Origin of the sequence: Streptomyces similanensis (assembly GCF_039543625.1) — a bacterium.
Lineage (GTDB): Bacteria > Actinomycetota > Actinomycetes > Streptomycetales > Streptomycetaceae > Streptomyces > Streptomyces similanensis.
On record NZ_BAABKC010000087.1, the window covers coordinates 13,840 to 27,266 of the forward strand.

The following is a 13,427-nucleotide window of genomic DNA, read 5'->3' on the forward strand; positions in this document are numbered from 1 at the left end:
GGCTGGTCACCGTACGGTCAACCAGTGCTAGATTCCCCTCGCCTTACTATTGTGTACCGTCTCAGGGCGTCGTCGGGAGAGCGACCCGGCGCGCCTCGCCACGAACAAGGAGCACCCGGTGTTGTTCTCGCCCGCGCCCGTGCCCGCCCCGGGGATCGACGGGGCCCTGATGCGCTTCCCCTATCAGCAGTGGATCGTGATGCCGGCCGCGGCCGCGCACGTGCGCGCGGCCGGCCTGCCGCGGGAGAGCCTGACCACGGTGGTGCGCGCCGGCCGCCGCCGCGGCGTGCTGCGCACCCGCCGGGACCAGGGCGACACGTACGTGATGCGCATCGCCGAGGCCCCCCACCGCTCCCCCGCGGCGCCTCGGCCTCTTCCCTGATCGTTTGGATAACGGGCCAAGGCTCCCCCTCCTCCTTACCAGCCCGCGCCGCAAGGCGCGGAGGTCGCGCGCGCGAAAAGCCTCTGACAAGAGGAAGAGCCCTGGCCCGTTATCCAAACGATCACGTGTAGACGGGGCCGCGGCCGAGGAGCGGGCGGGACCTTTGCCAGAGGCCTCGCCCGCTCCGGCGGGGATCGTCCGGGGGGACATCATCAGACGTGCACCGTCGTGCGCTTGCACCCGGCGCACAGCTCCCCCGGGGCAGGTACCGGCCGGCCGCAGGAGCCGAGTTGCCCCTCGCACTCGTAGTGCGGCTCGATGGCGGGTGCCGGGGATCTCCTCGGCGGCGCGGCGGGGAGATCCTCCTCGCCGTCGTCCCACCCGCGGCGCGGGCCGGGTACGGGTGTGACGAGCAGTTCGCGCAGTCGCCCCGCGATCACGGCGCCGACCGACTTTTCCAACGGGGAGGGCAGCGGCCGGGCCAGCCAGGGCCACAGGTTTTCGACCTGCCAACCGAGGAGGAACAGCTCGTCGACGACCATGCCCTGGTCGGCCAGAACCTTGCCAGCAAGCACCATCTCGGGACGCTCCTGCCCGAGAGCCTGCAACAGCCGCACTCCTTCAGTGAGCTGGACTTTCTTCGGGGCGGGCTTGGTGCCGTCCGTCCTTCCCTCCATCGATGGGAACTCTGGGGAACCTACGGAGGGATGGACGGGTGTTTGAGGTTTCGGTGAGGGGTGGCTGAGGTTTAGTGGCTCAACTTGACCCGGGGCCGGGGTCAAGTTGAGGGGGAGGTCGGGCTCATCTTGAGCCGGGGCCGGGCTCATCTTGACCTGAGGGTCGGGCTCATCTTGACCCATCAGCAGGTCAGGGGGGGTGCCTGGGCTATCCACAAGGCTGGGCTCATCTTGAGCCATCAGCTGGTCAGTGCCCTTCCCGGAGCCCTTCGGCGCCTTCTTCTTCTTGGTCGGCAGGGGGACGCTCGCGTTGAACGTCAGCTTCTCGATGACGTTGTCGTCGTAGTCCGTGCGCTTGCGCTTCATCGCGGCCAGAAGCGCGATGTTCACGCGTGTGAGGTTGCTGATGGGGTCGCCTGTGCGGGGGTGGAAGCGTCGCTCGGAGATGATGAGGTTCTTCTCGACCAGCTTCTTCTTGACGCGCTTGACGGTGGCCGGAGAGGTGCCGCAGTCGTCGGCAAGGCGCTGCTGCCCAGGCCAGCAGTAGCCGTGATCGTCTGTTCTGTTGCAGTAGGCGAGAAGGAGCAGTTTCTCCGGGCCTTCCAGCCCCTCGGCGTCAAGCACCATCGCCATGTGCTTGACGGTCACGCTCGGCCCCCGGTCGCTCGGTAGGCCTTCCGCGCGGCCGCGTTGGGCTTCTGGGGGGCGGCATGCTCGACCAGCCCGAGTTCCAGCAGCTTGCGCAGCACGCACGAGACGGTGGAGCGGGAGACGTTCGCCGCCGCGGCGAGTCGGTCGACGTCCGGGAAGGTGAGGCCGTCCGGTCCGGCGGAGTGCGCGAGATGGACCAGGACCAGGCGCTCGACAGCGCGGAGGTTGGCGTGGACGCCAAGGGCTCTGCGGGTGTAGGTGGTGCTCATATGAACTCTCTTCGTGGGGCAGAGAGCAGGAACTGTGCATCGCGAATCGCACAGGCTGGCGTGGAACAAGGGCTTCCGCGCGGAGCTGCCTGTATGCTCGGTGCAAAGCAGTCCCTACCCCCCTTGCTGGGGACCGGGTAGGAAGTTGGGGCGTCGACCGGGCCAGGTTGGCGCCCCTTCTGCATGTGTGCCGCTACCGTCGGTGTCGGCGATCACACCTTACACCGGCGTATGCCGACCGGTAGGATGGTTCGTATGACGACACGGAACAGCACTCGAGAGCGGACCAGCATCACCCTGCCGCCCGATTTGATGCGGCGGGCGAAGCTGGCCGGCGGAGACAATCTCTCGGCCTACGTCGAGATAGCTCTACGAGAGAAGCTGCTCAGCGACGCCATGCGCGAGGTGGCCCGCCTGCACGCCATGGACCCGATGGACGACGTTCTCGACGCCGCCGAAGCCGACACCGAGGCCGCCGCGTGAGCGAAATTCTCAGGGGAAGCGTGTGGCGCGTGCCCACGGTGGGCCGCGAGCGGACGGTCCTGGTCGTTCACCACGATGCCGTGATCAAGCTGCACCCGGGCGGGATCGCCTGCCTGATCATCCAGGAAGTCGAGAACGCCCGGGACACGCTGCTCACGGTGCCGATCAAGCACCCGGTTCGCGGCGTCGTCATGGGCTCCGATATCCATCAGTTCCGGCCCCTGCGGTTCGAGCAGGGGAAGTGCCTGGGGTATCTCGGCCCCGAAGACATAGAGGGCGTGGACCGTGCGCTCCGCGCCGCCCTTGACCTGTAGCCCGCCGTCGTCTGCCCGCCCCCGCGTCGTGCCGGCCGGGGGCGGCGTCATGACCGCACCGCGACCGCGGCCCAGGTGACCCGGCCGCCGTGGTCGCCGGCGTACTGCCCGACGTCGGTGGCCAGTCCGCGCACCAGGTACAGGCCCGGTTCGACCTCCGGCGCGGGCAGCGGGCAGTCCATATCCCCCACCGACACCGTGACGTGAGCGCCGTCGTAGGTGATCGAACCGACCAGATCACCAGCACGGTGTCGGGCCGTGATGTCGACCAGTTCGGTAAGGACGGCCTGGACGTCGGCGCAGACGTTCGCCGCGTCGGCGAGGCCTTCGAGGATCAGGGGCAGGGCGGCCGACGTCACGCCCGCGGCCTGGCCCATCGCCTCGATGGGAGTGCAGTGGGGGCCGATGACGAAGTGCATGGCGCTCACCGGCGAGGTGAGGCTGGCGATGTCCGCGGCCGGTGGACCGGCCGTCAGGTTGTGGGGTGTTGCGTCGGAGATCGTCACGGTGCATTCCGTCCCATGAGCCGCATCATGCGAATGTCAGTTCGAGTACTGGCTTCCCCGCACAGTGGCGGGAACTAAACGTCTGAGGACGGTCATGAGGTAACTCTCTGTAGGTCGAGCGTTGCGGATGGGCAGGTGGGCGCGAAATTGATCACGCCACGTGTCCGGATGGTTCGATTCCGCAGTCCGGATCTTGCTATGTACATGTAGCATCTGTCAACGAACGTTCCGTTGCGAGCAACATTCGTTCGTTTCCTCTGGGCATTATGGGGGGCCGCCCGTAACTTGGGCTGGAAGATCCCCCGATCTGTCACGCCTCCCCTAGGAAGAGACCTGTGAGTGACCCCTGCCCTCCGCTTGCGGAGACGCTGAACAGCATCAGAACCCTGTGCGCGAAGAGTGGAAGGCCTCTGGACGAGGTGCTCGACGTGCCCGCCCTGTCCCGAGCCAGTGGCCTGCCCGAGGAGGACGTCGAAACGCTGCTGGCCGGTGGCACGCCGCCCGACGTCGAGCCTGACGTGAGGGTCCGCCAGCGTGTGCGCTTCCTGTACGAGAGCCACGTCAACTCCGACGGCCAGCCCAAGGAGATCCGGGACCTCGCCGACGTCATCGGCCAGACCACAACGTGGACACGCAAGCTCGTCGCGGGCGAGGCCAAGCCGAATCTGATGGTCGGCCACTTGCTCACCAAGTACTACAACGTCGCCCCGACGTACCTTGCCGACCCACCGGACGAGGCCCTCAACCGCGAACTCCAGCGCCCTCTGCGCGACCTCGAGATCGAAGTCGACCCGTCGCAGGCCCTGAAGAACCTGGGCGTGGTGCACGTAGCCGGCAGGAGCGCCGACTTGACCAACCCTGACCTGACCGCCCTTGCGCGGATGGTCGCGTCCATCGCCGAAGACCTCGCAGAGGTCAAGTTCCGCCTCGGCGGCGAAGGTCAGGAGGGTTCCCGGTGAGCGGGACCGAACCATCCCCACGCGCGATAGCCAAGGCGCAGCGCAAGCTCATGGCCGAACTGGTCAAGGGCGTGACGAAGACCGTCCACGTGCCGGCCGAGCCGACGGTCGTCTTCGGCGCCATCTGCCAGGCGATGAGCCGGCGGCGCAACGACCGCCCCATCAACCTGACGATCCGCGAGTTCCCCGAGGAAATGGGCACCATCACGGGCCTGTGGCTGGACCTCAAGGACCAGGACGTCATCGTGATCGAGAAGCGGCTCGCCCCCGATCACCAGGCCGTGGTCCTCGGCCACGAGCTGTGGCACATGGAAGCCGGGCACTGCGGGCATGACTTCGGCGCCGCGACCGTCGCCGCGCGGGCCGCGCTGAGCGATCACGTGGACTGGCCCGAACTGGCCCGGCACGTCGCCGCGCGTTCCCACTCCCACCAGGCGGACGAGGTCGCCGCCGAAGGGTTCGGGCTGCTCCTCGGCAGCCGCATGACGTCGCTCCTGGCCACGCCCGGCGCCCCCCAGCTCGACGACGTCGCCCGCCGGATCAGCGCGGCCCTGGGCTACTCGGGACAGCAGGGCTGAACCATGCTGATGAGTGTCACCTTCTGGCTGATCGCCGTGGCCCTGGGCGTCGGCCTCTGCTACAAGATGCCCGCCCTCCTTCGTGCGAGCCGCAACCCGATGGCACGCCAGGTCGCCGGCCTCCTGGCCGCCGGCGGCGCCGTGTTCTTCTTCGCCGCGCCCTCGAACATCGTCCGGCTCAACCACCTCACCGGCGTCCCGAACTTCTCGGCGCCCTGGGTCTACAGCCTGCTCACAGGGTTCTGCGCCTCCTGCCTCATGCTGATCGTCAAGTGGCGCGGCGGCACCACCGAGAGCCTGCGGCGCACCACCTGGTGGGTGTACGGCAGCTACGGTGCGCTGCTCGTTGCCCTGTGGATCTGCTTCTCGCTCGGCGACCACCACGTCGTGCGGACCAGGGACCTGGACACCTACTACGCGACCACGCCGTGGATGCGCGAGATGATCGTGCTCTACCTGCTCGGGCACACCGTCGCGGTCGTCATCACCTCGGCGCTGCTGTGGTCCTGGGAGAGCCGTGTCCGCGGGACGGGCTGGCTGCGCGCCGGCGTCGTCGTCCTCGGCGTCGGCTACGCCGCGAACCTGGGGTACGACGTCACCAAGCTCACGCCCGTCATCGCCCGGTGGAACGGACGGACGGATCTCGACTGGATGAGCACCACCCTGGCGCCGCCCGTCGCCGCCCTGGTCGGCCTGCTGATCGCCCTCGGGTTCATCCTCCCGCACGCCGGAGAGACGGCGAGCCGGCGCCTGGCCGCCCGCCGCGAGTACTGGACGCTCGGCCCCCTCGCCCGCGCTCTGCGGACGGTCCCCGCCGCGTCCTCACCGGTCGCGCTCAGCCGCTTCGCGCCGCTGCAACTGCGCCTCACCCACCGGCGCACGTTCGTGCGGGACGCCCTGCGGCACCTCCAGCCCCTCATCGACACTGCCCAGCGCGACCGCGACGTCCAGGCCCGCATCGCCGCGGGCGTCAAGCCGGCCCGGGCCGAAGCGCTCGCGGACGCGGCCGCCGTCTCGGCCGCCGTCGAGCGGCTCCAGGCCGGGAAGACCACCGTCGTCGACTCCGCGTCCGCCGGCACCGTCAGCGACCCCATCACCATCTCCCGAGCCCTGCGCAAGCTCCACACCGCCCCGGCCCGCCAGCCCCGCCGCGAAGGAAGCGTGACCACCTCATGAGCGCCCAGCCCGCCCTCGCGCGGCCCCGACGCGCCATCGTCATCGGCGGCGGCCTCACCGCCATGCTCACCGCGCACGTCCTGGCCCGGGCCGTCGACGTGATCGTGATCGAGCGCGACACGCTGCCCGAGCAGCCCGAGCCCCGCAAGGGCCTCCCCCAGGCCCACCACACGCACGTGCTGTGGTCCGGCGGCGCCGAGGCGATCGAGACCCTGCTGCCCGGCACCCTCAAGGAACTCGACGCGGCCGGCGCGCACCGCATACCGCTCACCACCGGCATGGTCGCCTACAGCCCTGCGGGCTGGTTCCGCCGCTGGAACGAGAGCCACTACGCGATCACGTGCAGCCGTGACCTCCTCGACTGGACCGTCCGCCGGCAGGTCCTCGCGGACGCCGACAGCCGCATCACTGTCATGCAGTCCACCCGCGTCCTCGGACTCACCGGCAGCGCCGAGACGGTCACCGGCGTCACCATCCGCAAGGACGACGGGGAGGAGGACACCCTCCTGGCGGACCTGGTCGTCGACGCCAGCGGGAAGGGCTCCCGCACCCCGTCCTGGCTCGAAGCCCTCGGCGCGCCGGCGCCCGCGGTCCGCGAGGTCGACTCCGGCCTCGTGTACGCCAGCCGCGTCTACCGGGCCCCGGCCGGACTCCCCGACAGCTGGCCCATCATCAACGTCCAGCCCGACCCGCGCGCGGGCGGCCCCGGCCAGAACGGCATCATCCTCCCCATCGAGGGAGGACGCTGGCTCGTCACGCTCTCCGGCACCCGCGGCGGCGAACCCACCGACGACCCCGACAGGTTCGAGGAGTTCGCCCTCGGCCTGCGGCACCCGCTCGTCGGGGAGCTGCTCGGCAAAGCGACCCCGCTCACCCCCGTCAGCGTCACCCGCATGACGGCCAACCGGCGCCGCTACTACGAGAAGACCGGCCTGCCGGAGGGTTTCCTCGTCCTCGGCGACGCCCTGGCCGCCTACAACCCCACCTACGGCCACGGCATGAGCGTCGCCGCGCTCAGCGCCACGACCCTGGACCGCGCCGTCCAGCGGCACGGCTGGAACTCCCCCGGCCTGGCCCGCCGCGTACAGAAAGCCGTCGCCCAGCACGTCAACACCGCCTGGGCGTTCGCCACCGGCACGGACGTCTTCTACCCCGGCGCCACCGAGAGCGGCCCCACCCTCGGCGAGCGGCTCTCCGCGAAGTTCGTCGACCGGCTCACCCACACCGCCACCGGCTCCGGCCGCATCGCCCGCGCCCTCACCGACGTCATGACCCTCCAGGACGGCCCCCAGACCCTGCTGCGCCCCGCCAACCTCGTCGCCGCCGCCCGCGGCCCGCTGAAACCGCCCCTGACCCAACCGCCCCTCACCGCCGAGGAACGCCGCGCCGCCGACTACTCCTGACCAAGAGGGCACTTCCACAATTGTGGAAGCCCCTCCGGCCCCGTACGAGTGACGTACGGGGCCGGGCATGAGCGGTGATCGGTCCCGATCCGGGCTCGGTGGCAGTATCGGGCCGACGGTCTGGCTATCGTCGCTCCCATGACAGAAACCACCGCGGCGCCCACGATCGGCACCCAGCTCTCCGGCAGCCCCCAGCCGCCCGGCGAGGAAACAGAACAGGAACGACAGGAACGCGTCCGCGCGGACCTCGAGCAGGACCGCCCCGACCAGTGCCGCGTCATCGCGATGTGCAACCAGAAGGGAGGCGTCGGCAAGACGACGACGACCATCCAACTGGCCGGCTCCCTCGCCGAGTACGGCCGCCGCGTCCTGGTCCTCGACGGCGATCCGCAGGGCAACGCGACGACCGGTTTCAGGGTCGGCCGGCCCGGCCCTAACGATCTGACACAGGCGAAGGTCGTCCTCGACGTCCTGGACCCGCTGCCCCTGATCCGCGAGACGCGGGTACCCGGCATCTACGCCCTCCCGGCCAGCATCGACATGTCCGGCCTGTCGACCGCCCTGCGCGACACCGGCGCCGGCCTCTCCCTCTACCGGATCATGGTCGACAAGCTGCGGCCCTTCTTCGACGACATCCTGCTCGACCAGCGCCCTGCCCTCGACATGGACACCGACTCGCAACTGGTCGCGTGCGACAGCGCCATCATCATGACGGACGTCGACGAGTGGTCCATGGACGGGCTCAAGATGCAGCTCGCCCAGCAGGCCCGGGCCATGAAGCGCGCCGAACGCGACGACTTCGACGTCATCGGCCTGATCATCGGCCGCGTGCAGAAGCCGATGGGCAAGTTCGACACCGAGGTCTACAAGCTGTTGCAGAACCACCGTCGGGTGCGCTGCCTCGGCGAGGTACCGGTCCGCGCGGCAGACCTCAAGGAAGCCCGGAACAAGGGGCTGCCCGTGACCCACTACAAGAAGACGGCGCGTACCGACACCGCCGAGTTCTTCCGCGACATCGCCCAGAACGCGGGGCTGGTGAAGGCGGCATGAGCAGCGAGTTCGACCTCGGATGGGGCGACGATGACGAGCCGGAGGTGACTGCGGAGACCCTCACCGTTGTCGACACCGGCCGGGACAAGAAGCGCGAGCAGGGCCAGGCCGAGCTGGTCGCGGCCGCCGTCGAGGCGGCCCGGCCCGGCCTGGACAAGATCCCTGACCCGGTCGAGCCCGACGGCGACGGAGACCTCACTGCCGAGGAGAAGGAGCGTCTGGACACCTGCATCGGCGGTGTAGAGCTGCTGTCGACCGCGTTCTGGATCGCCGGCAAGTCCCTCGACACGATGGCAAAGGGCCACCTCATCCGGCGCATCCCCCACAAGCTCGAACCAGAGCGCTACTACGAGACGATCGAGGAGTGGGCCTGGCTGGAGTACGGCATCAAGCGGTCCCGCTGCGCGCAGCTCCGCGCGGCCTGGGCGCTCGGCGAAGTCCTCGCGGCGCGCGGCTACCACGCCCCCGAGGGCCAGGTGCGCGAGCTGGTCCCGCTCAAGAGGAAGTACGGCCTCAACGCGGGCGTGGCCATGTACGAGATCGCCGTCGAGCAGCACGGCGCCGACAAGGTTACCGCGCAGCGGCTGCGGGACCTGGTGAAGCTTCTGCCCGAGGACCTGGCGCTCAAGGACAACGACGACGCCGACCAGATCGCCCGGATGTTCGGCGGGGTCCTGGAGCACGCCGAGCCGAAGGCGCTGTCGGCAGGCGGTGCCATCCCCACAGACGTACGCCGCGGCGTCGACCGCCGCGCGCTGGACCTGGCGAACGTCCTCAACCGTCGCCGCATCCCGCGCACCGAGGTTGAGCGCCACCTGCTGGAGGCCTTCGCCGACGAGGAGGACACCACCGTCTTCGACGCGGTCCTCGCCCGCATGAAGGAGAACAAGGGCAAGTAGCCCCCGCACACACCGAAGGCCCGGACATAGGAGGTGTCCGGGCCTTCGTGCATGAACTCCCAGCGCAGCATACGGCAGTTGCCCTCAGGCCGGGGCAGGGGCCGCAGACTTCTTCCCGCCGGCGCGCGTACGGGGCACGCCGGTCTCCCACCGGATCCCGATACGGTCCAGCGCCTCCACCTTCGCGGCGGGGAGCCGGCCCTCGCGGAAGGCGAGCCGCTGTCGGCCGAGCCACGCGTCCAGGCGCAGCCCGTCGTCGGACCGGCAGCCCTGCGGGACGCGCAGATGACCGTGCTCGCGGAAGAACGCCTCGGCGGCGCCGTATCCGCGGCCCCACGCGGCGTCGGACCGTTTCCGCGCGGTGGCGGAGGGGTCGGGGACCCTCCGGGGGCGGGGGCTCCAGTCCATACCGAGCGGGGTGAGGGCTTCGGCGATGTGCGGGGAGAGTTCGCCGGCGGCTCGTAGTTTGCGCTGTTGGCTCAGCCACGCACCCAGCCGGACATCTTGGTGACGGGCGTCGTGCGGCGGGTTCAAGCTGCCGTGGGTGCGGGCCCAGTCGGCTGCGGCGGCCAGCGCGCGCTGAGTCTGCGGGTGTTCGGTCACGCGCCAGACCATGCCGGCCTTCTCCAGGTCGCTGACCCGTTGGGCGGGGAGCTGCCCTGCCGCGTGCTTGGCGCGCATCTGTGACACCCAGGCGCCCAGCCGGAGTCCCTGTGCCTCGTAGCGCTGAGGGACCAGCGTGTCGCCGTGCTGGGCCTTGTACGCCGCCAGGGCAGCCAGGTTCTTCCGCCATGCGGCGTCGCGGTGCTCCCAGATCATGCCGATGGCGTCGAGCCGGCGGATACGGTCCTTGGAGAGTTTGCCCGCGCGCCGGTACTGCCGCTGACGCACGATCCACTGCCCCAGCGGGTCATGCGTGCCGTCGGCCCCGGTGTGGGGGATGTCCAGGTGCCCGTGCTCGCGGTGCCAGTCGGCGGCGAGCTGGTAGACGGCCATCCAGCGCGCGTCGCTCGGGTCCCAGACGATCCCGGCCTTCTCCAGGGCGGCGACCCTGTCGGAGGGCAGCCAGCCCTTGCGGTAGTGCTGGCGCTGCTTGACCAGCCACTGGCCGAGGCGGAACCCGTCGGGAGCGTGATGGCGCAGCGGGATGTCCAGGTGGTGGTGCGCTTCGCGGTACGCCATGGCCGCGGCGTATCCCTCCCACCACGGCGAAGTCGTCTGGCGGACGAGCATCAGCTCCACCTGGAGGGCTACCTCGTGAGCGGTGCCCGGCGGGAGAGACACCGTGATCTTGGACGGAAGTCGGACGACGTCGCTGTGCAGGTTGGCGCGGTTCTCGTCCAGCGCCATCCCCAGCGGCTCGTCATGGGCGCGCAGGGCGCGGACGACGTTCCAGAGTGTCGCGTAGTCGCCGGGGTCGAGGTCTCCGATCTCGCCGTCCTCCTCGGGGATCACCAAGGGGATGATGACCGTGGAGGGGCCTTGGGCGTCGGGGTGGGGGCGTAGGGCGCGGCCGACGGCCTGCACGATGTCGACCGCGCTGGACTTGGGATGCGCGAAGAGGACGGCGTCGATGGCCGGAACGTCGACGCCTTCACCCAGGCAGCGGGAGTTGGACACCACCGTCCACCCCTCCCCTGGCGGGTCGCGCAGATCGTCGAGGACCAGCTCGCGGAGGAAGTGCGGCATGTCGCCGTGCACGTGGTTGGCCACGGGGGCGGGCAGGCCGGGAGCCAGGCTCTGGGCCAGGCGCGGAAGGGTTCTGGCGAACTCCGCGGCGTGCTCCACGCGGTGATGGAAGGTGAGCGCGCGGCGCGTGCCGAACTTCTGGGCTGCTCGGACGAGGGCGGCCTGGGCGATCACGGTTGTCAGGGAAGGGCCGCCCGGCTCGTCAACGTAGTCGTGGGCCGGATCGTTCAGCATGGCGCGCGCCTCGGCGGCGCGGATGCCGACGACGAACAGCCGGTAGTCCTTCAAGTACCCCTCGGCGATGCCCCGGCTGAAGGGGTAGGAGTACAGCACCGGCCCGAACAGGGTCTCGTCGTCCATGGAGATGGTTCCGCCGGACTCGGCTGCGGCCCGGTCCCTGCGGGGGGTGGCGGTCATGGCGAGCCGCCGCGCCGCCGGCAGAACCGCCCGGTTGACCAGGATCCGGGTCGATAGCTCGACGCGGCCGGTGAGGTGATGCGCCTCGTCCAGGATCAGCAGATCCAGACGCGTGCCCGTGTCCTCGAGGGCGCCGTGCAGTCGTCCCGCGGACAGGTATGTGCAGACGATGAGCCGCAGGCCGGAGGCCGGCGCCCGGAGCCACTGCCTGATCGCGGCCGGGGAGGTGGTGACTGGGGAGTGCAGATCCTGCACGTGCACGGGCGCATCGGTGACCGTGTCATCCGAGCAGACGGCCAGGATGTGCAGACCCCGACCCTCCGGGTGCAGCGCCTGCCAGGCCGCGATGGTCTGCGCCACCAGCGCCAGCGACGGCACAATCACGGCCACCAGGCCGTCACCGGGCACGATCCGCACAGCCGCCTGCTGGCTCATCAGCGTCTTGCCGGAGCCGCAGGCGGCATACAGTTTCCCCAGCCCGCCATCACGCAGGCCGGCCGTCACTGCCGCGACGGCTTCCTGCTGGTAGGGGCGCAGCTGCATCAGCTCACCGCCTGGGCGCTGCCGTCGCCGACGGTGAGACCGACGGCGGCCCATCCCTCGACCGTCGGTTCCGCGTCGGTCTGCCACCAGCGGGAGATCGCGTCGTGCAAGGCGTGGTCGGCCGTGGGCCCCAGCCGCTGGAGGTACTCCAGCAGCTCCTTCTCGTCGATGTCCCACTTCGTCCCGTACGACGACTCGCCGGGCAGCGGGGTCTGGCGGGCGAGGTGGAACGCGTCGGCCGCGTTGTAGAAGACGATGCCCGCGCTGCCGGCGAGAGCGGCGTCGATGATGGTGCCGTTCATGACGTCGGCGAGACAGTTGATCTGCCCCAGCGTGAGCCGGATGCGGCGCAGCTCTCCGGCGAGGGCGCCGCGCCACATGCCGAGTTCCTGCCGGGCCTGTATGTCGAGGCTGCCGGTCATCATCCGGTCCGTGCGGTCGCTCAGCCACTCGGCGAGGGCTTCGGGGAGGCGGGTGGAGATACGGTCGCCAGCCACGGGGGTGCTCCTTCAAGGCGAAAGGGGGGGGCGGCGCGGCCGGGCGGCCGCGCCGCAGGGGAAGAGGGGGGAAGGCCGGTCAGTCGCCGTTGCCGCGGGCGCCGGAGCGTCCCATCTCGTACGCGGACTGAACGACGAACCGGACGGGGTAGGGCAGGCGCAGCGGGCGGTGCTTACGGCCGTCGGCGGGCCGGTGCAGAAGGTAGCGGGTGCTGGACCGCCACACGTGTCCGTCGGGCAAAAGCGCGGCACCGGTGCCGTCGCGACGGTCAGTGGTCTCGATGGCGTACACGTCGCCCTGTCGGCGGACGCGCAGACCCTTGTCCAGGGCCTTCACGACGTCGTTCGGGGTGAGCCAGGCCAGGGCCTCGGCGACGGTGTTCATCGTGCCGGGGACGCGGACCGCCCACGGGCCGGCGTCGTCGGTGCCGTACAGGTAGGCGAGTTCGACGTACCGCTGCGGGGTCCGGGAGGAGTAGTAGCGCCAGCCCTCGGCCGAGACGAGGATGAGGCGCTGCGCGCGGTCACGGTCGACCAGGTGCAAGGTCCCGGTGACCTTGTTGTTCTTGCCGTAGATGGCGACCTCGCCGCCGCGGCGGCGGATCTCGCTCCGGGCCTGGGTGACGAGGTGGTCGGTGAAGCGGGTGGTCAGGGCCTTGTGCACGGGCGCGGCCGGCTGGCTCTTGGCCCGGGTGCGGCGTAGCTGGGTGATGGCGATCATGCTGCGCTGTCCGGGCAGGCCGTTGTCGGCGAGCCACTGGGCGAGGGCCTGTTCGTCTCGCACGTTGGGCCTGGCCTGTACGGTGGCGGTGGTCATCGTGGGTGTGCTCCTTCGGTGGCCGGGGCGGTTGGCTACGGGTCGCATCGTGGGCCAACCGCCCGCGTCGTTCTTGGGCGTGGAACTACGCTCTCACAAGTTGTCGCCACTTGTCGC

General features: G+C 70.1%; 15 protein-coding genes. 9 read left to right on the forward strand and 6 right to left on the reverse strand.

What is annotated here, in order from left to right:
• The first annotated feature begins 118 nt into the window (after positions 1-118).
• On the forward strand, positions 119-382 hold the full coding sequence (locus ABEB07_RS27540; RefSeq protein ID WP_345670777.1) for a hypothetical protein: 264 nt from the start codon (positions 119-121) through the stop codon (positions 380-382).
• Between the two features lie 212 nt (positions 383-594).
• Here ABEB07_RS27540 and ABEB07_RS27545 read toward each other — a convergent pair whose 3' ends face one another.
• Both ABEB07_RS27545 and ABEB07_RS27550 read right to left on the reverse strand, forming a co-directional pair.
• On the reverse strand, positions 595-1,707 hold the full coding sequence (locus tag ABEB07_RS27545; RefSeq protein ID WP_345670778.1) for a helix-turn-helix domain-containing protein: 1,113 nt from the start codon (positions 1,705-1,707) through the stop codon (positions 595-597).
• Complete coding sequence (locus tag ABEB07_RS27550) at positions 1,704-1,979, reverse strand: helix-turn-helix domain-containing protein (protein ID WP_345670779.1); 276 nt, start codon at positions 1,977-1,979, stop codon at positions 1,704-1,706. Before ABEB07_RS27550 ends, ABEB07_RS27545 begins: the two co-directional genes overlap by 4 nt.
• Before the next feature lie 255 nt (positions 1,980-2,234).
• Between ABEB07_RS27550 and ABEB07_RS27555 the strand changes: the two genes are divergently transcribed.
• Together ABEB07_RS27555 and ABEB07_RS27560 are read left to right on the forward strand one after the other, a co-directional pair.
• Positions 2,235-2,462, forward strand: coding sequence for a type II toxin-antitoxin system CcdA family antitoxin (locus ABEB07_RS27555; protein WP_345670781.1), 228 nt, complete (start codon positions 2,235-2,237; stop codon positions 2,460-2,462).
• Positions 2,459-2,776 carry a type II toxin-antitoxin system PemK/MazF family toxin gene (locus tag ABEB07_RS27560; protein WP_345670783.1) on the forward strand — a complete coding sequence of 106 codons (318 nt, stop codon included), beginning with the start codon at positions 2,459-2,461 and terminating at the stop codon, positions 2,774-2,776. Before ABEB07_RS27555 ends, ABEB07_RS27560 begins: the two co-directional genes overlap by 4 nt.
• A gap of 47 nt (positions 2,777-2,823) precedes the next feature.
• Here the strand turns inward: ABEB07_RS27560 and ABEB07_RS27565 are convergent, their stop codons facing one another.
• Complete coding sequence (locus ABEB07_RS27565) at positions 2,824-3,282, reverse strand: hypothetical protein (protein WP_345670784.1); 459 nt, start codon at positions 3,280-3,282, stop codon at positions 2,824-2,826.
• Positions 3,283-3,710: 428 nt separating this feature from the next.
• Between ABEB07_RS27565 and ABEB07_RS27570 the strand changes: the two genes are divergently transcribed.
• From ABEB07_RS27570 to ABEB07_RS27595, 6 genes are all read left to right on the forward strand, one after another.
• Complete coding sequence (locus ABEB07_RS27570; RefSeq protein ID WP_345670785.1) at positions 3,711-4,241, forward strand: hypothetical protein; 531 nt, start codon at positions 3,711-3,713, stop codon at positions 4,239-4,241.
• Positions 4,238-4,819 carry a toxin-antitoxin system, toxin component gene (locus ABEB07_RS27575; protein WP_345670787.1) on the forward strand — a complete coding sequence of 194 codons (582 nt, stop codon included), beginning with the start codon at positions 4,238-4,240 and terminating at the stop codon, positions 4,817-4,819. Before ABEB07_RS27570 ends, ABEB07_RS27575 begins: the two co-directional genes overlap by 4 nt.
• 9 nt (positions 4,820-4,828) lie before the next feature.
• Complete coding sequence (locus tag ABEB07_RS27580) at positions 4,829-5,995, forward strand: DUF6545 domain-containing protein (RefSeq protein WP_345670788.1); 1,167 nt, start codon at positions 4,829-4,831, stop codon at positions 5,993-5,995.
• Positions 5,992-7,398, forward strand: coding sequence for an FAD-dependent oxidoreductase (locus ABEB07_RS27585; RefSeq protein ID WP_345670789.1), 1,407 nt, complete (start codon positions 5,992-5,994; stop codon positions 7,396-7,398). The genes ABEB07_RS27580 and ABEB07_RS27585 overlap by 4 nt, the downstream gene beginning before the upstream one ends.
• A 138-nt stretch (positions 7,399-7,536) precedes the next feature.
• A complete protein-coding gene (locus ABEB07_RS27590) occupies positions 7,537-8,448 on the forward strand; it encodes a ParA family protein (RefSeq protein ID WP_345670790.1) in 912 nt (303 codons plus the stop codon).
• Positions 8,445-9,347 carry a hypothetical protein gene (locus ABEB07_RS27595; protein ID WP_345670791.1) on the forward strand — a complete coding sequence of 301 codons (903 nt, stop codon included), beginning with the start codon at positions 8,445-8,447 and terminating at the stop codon, positions 9,345-9,347. The genes ABEB07_RS27590 and ABEB07_RS27595 overlap by 4 nt, the downstream gene beginning before the upstream one ends.
• Before the next feature lie 84 nt (positions 9,348-9,431).
• Here the strand turns inward: ABEB07_RS27595 and ABEB07_RS27600 are convergent, their stop codons facing one another.
• The 3 genes from ABEB07_RS27600 to ABEB07_RS27610 all read right to left on the reverse strand — a co-directional run bounded on the left by ABEB07_RS27600 (position 9,432) and on the right by ABEB07_RS27610 (position 13,310).
• Positions 9,432-11,996, reverse strand: a complete 2,565-nt coding sequence (locus ABEB07_RS27600; RefSeq protein ID WP_345670792.1) for a DEAD/DEAH box helicase — start codon at positions 11,994-11,996, stop codon at positions 9,432-9,434.
• Positions 11,996-12,493 carry a hypothetical protein gene (locus tag ABEB07_RS27605; protein WP_345670793.1) on the reverse strand — a complete coding sequence of 166 codons (498 nt, stop codon included), beginning with the start codon at positions 12,491-12,493 and terminating at the stop codon, positions 11,996-11,998. Before ABEB07_RS27605 ends, ABEB07_RS27600 begins: the two co-directional genes overlap by 1 nt.
• 79 nt (positions 12,494-12,572) lie before the next feature.
• Positions 12,573-13,310 (reverse strand): hypothetical protein, encoded by a 738-nt coding sequence (locus ABEB07_RS27610; RefSeq protein ID WP_345670794.1) that lies wholly within the window; start codon positions 13,308-13,310, stop codon positions 12,573-12,575.
• Positions 13,311-13,427 lie beyond the last annotated feature (117 nt).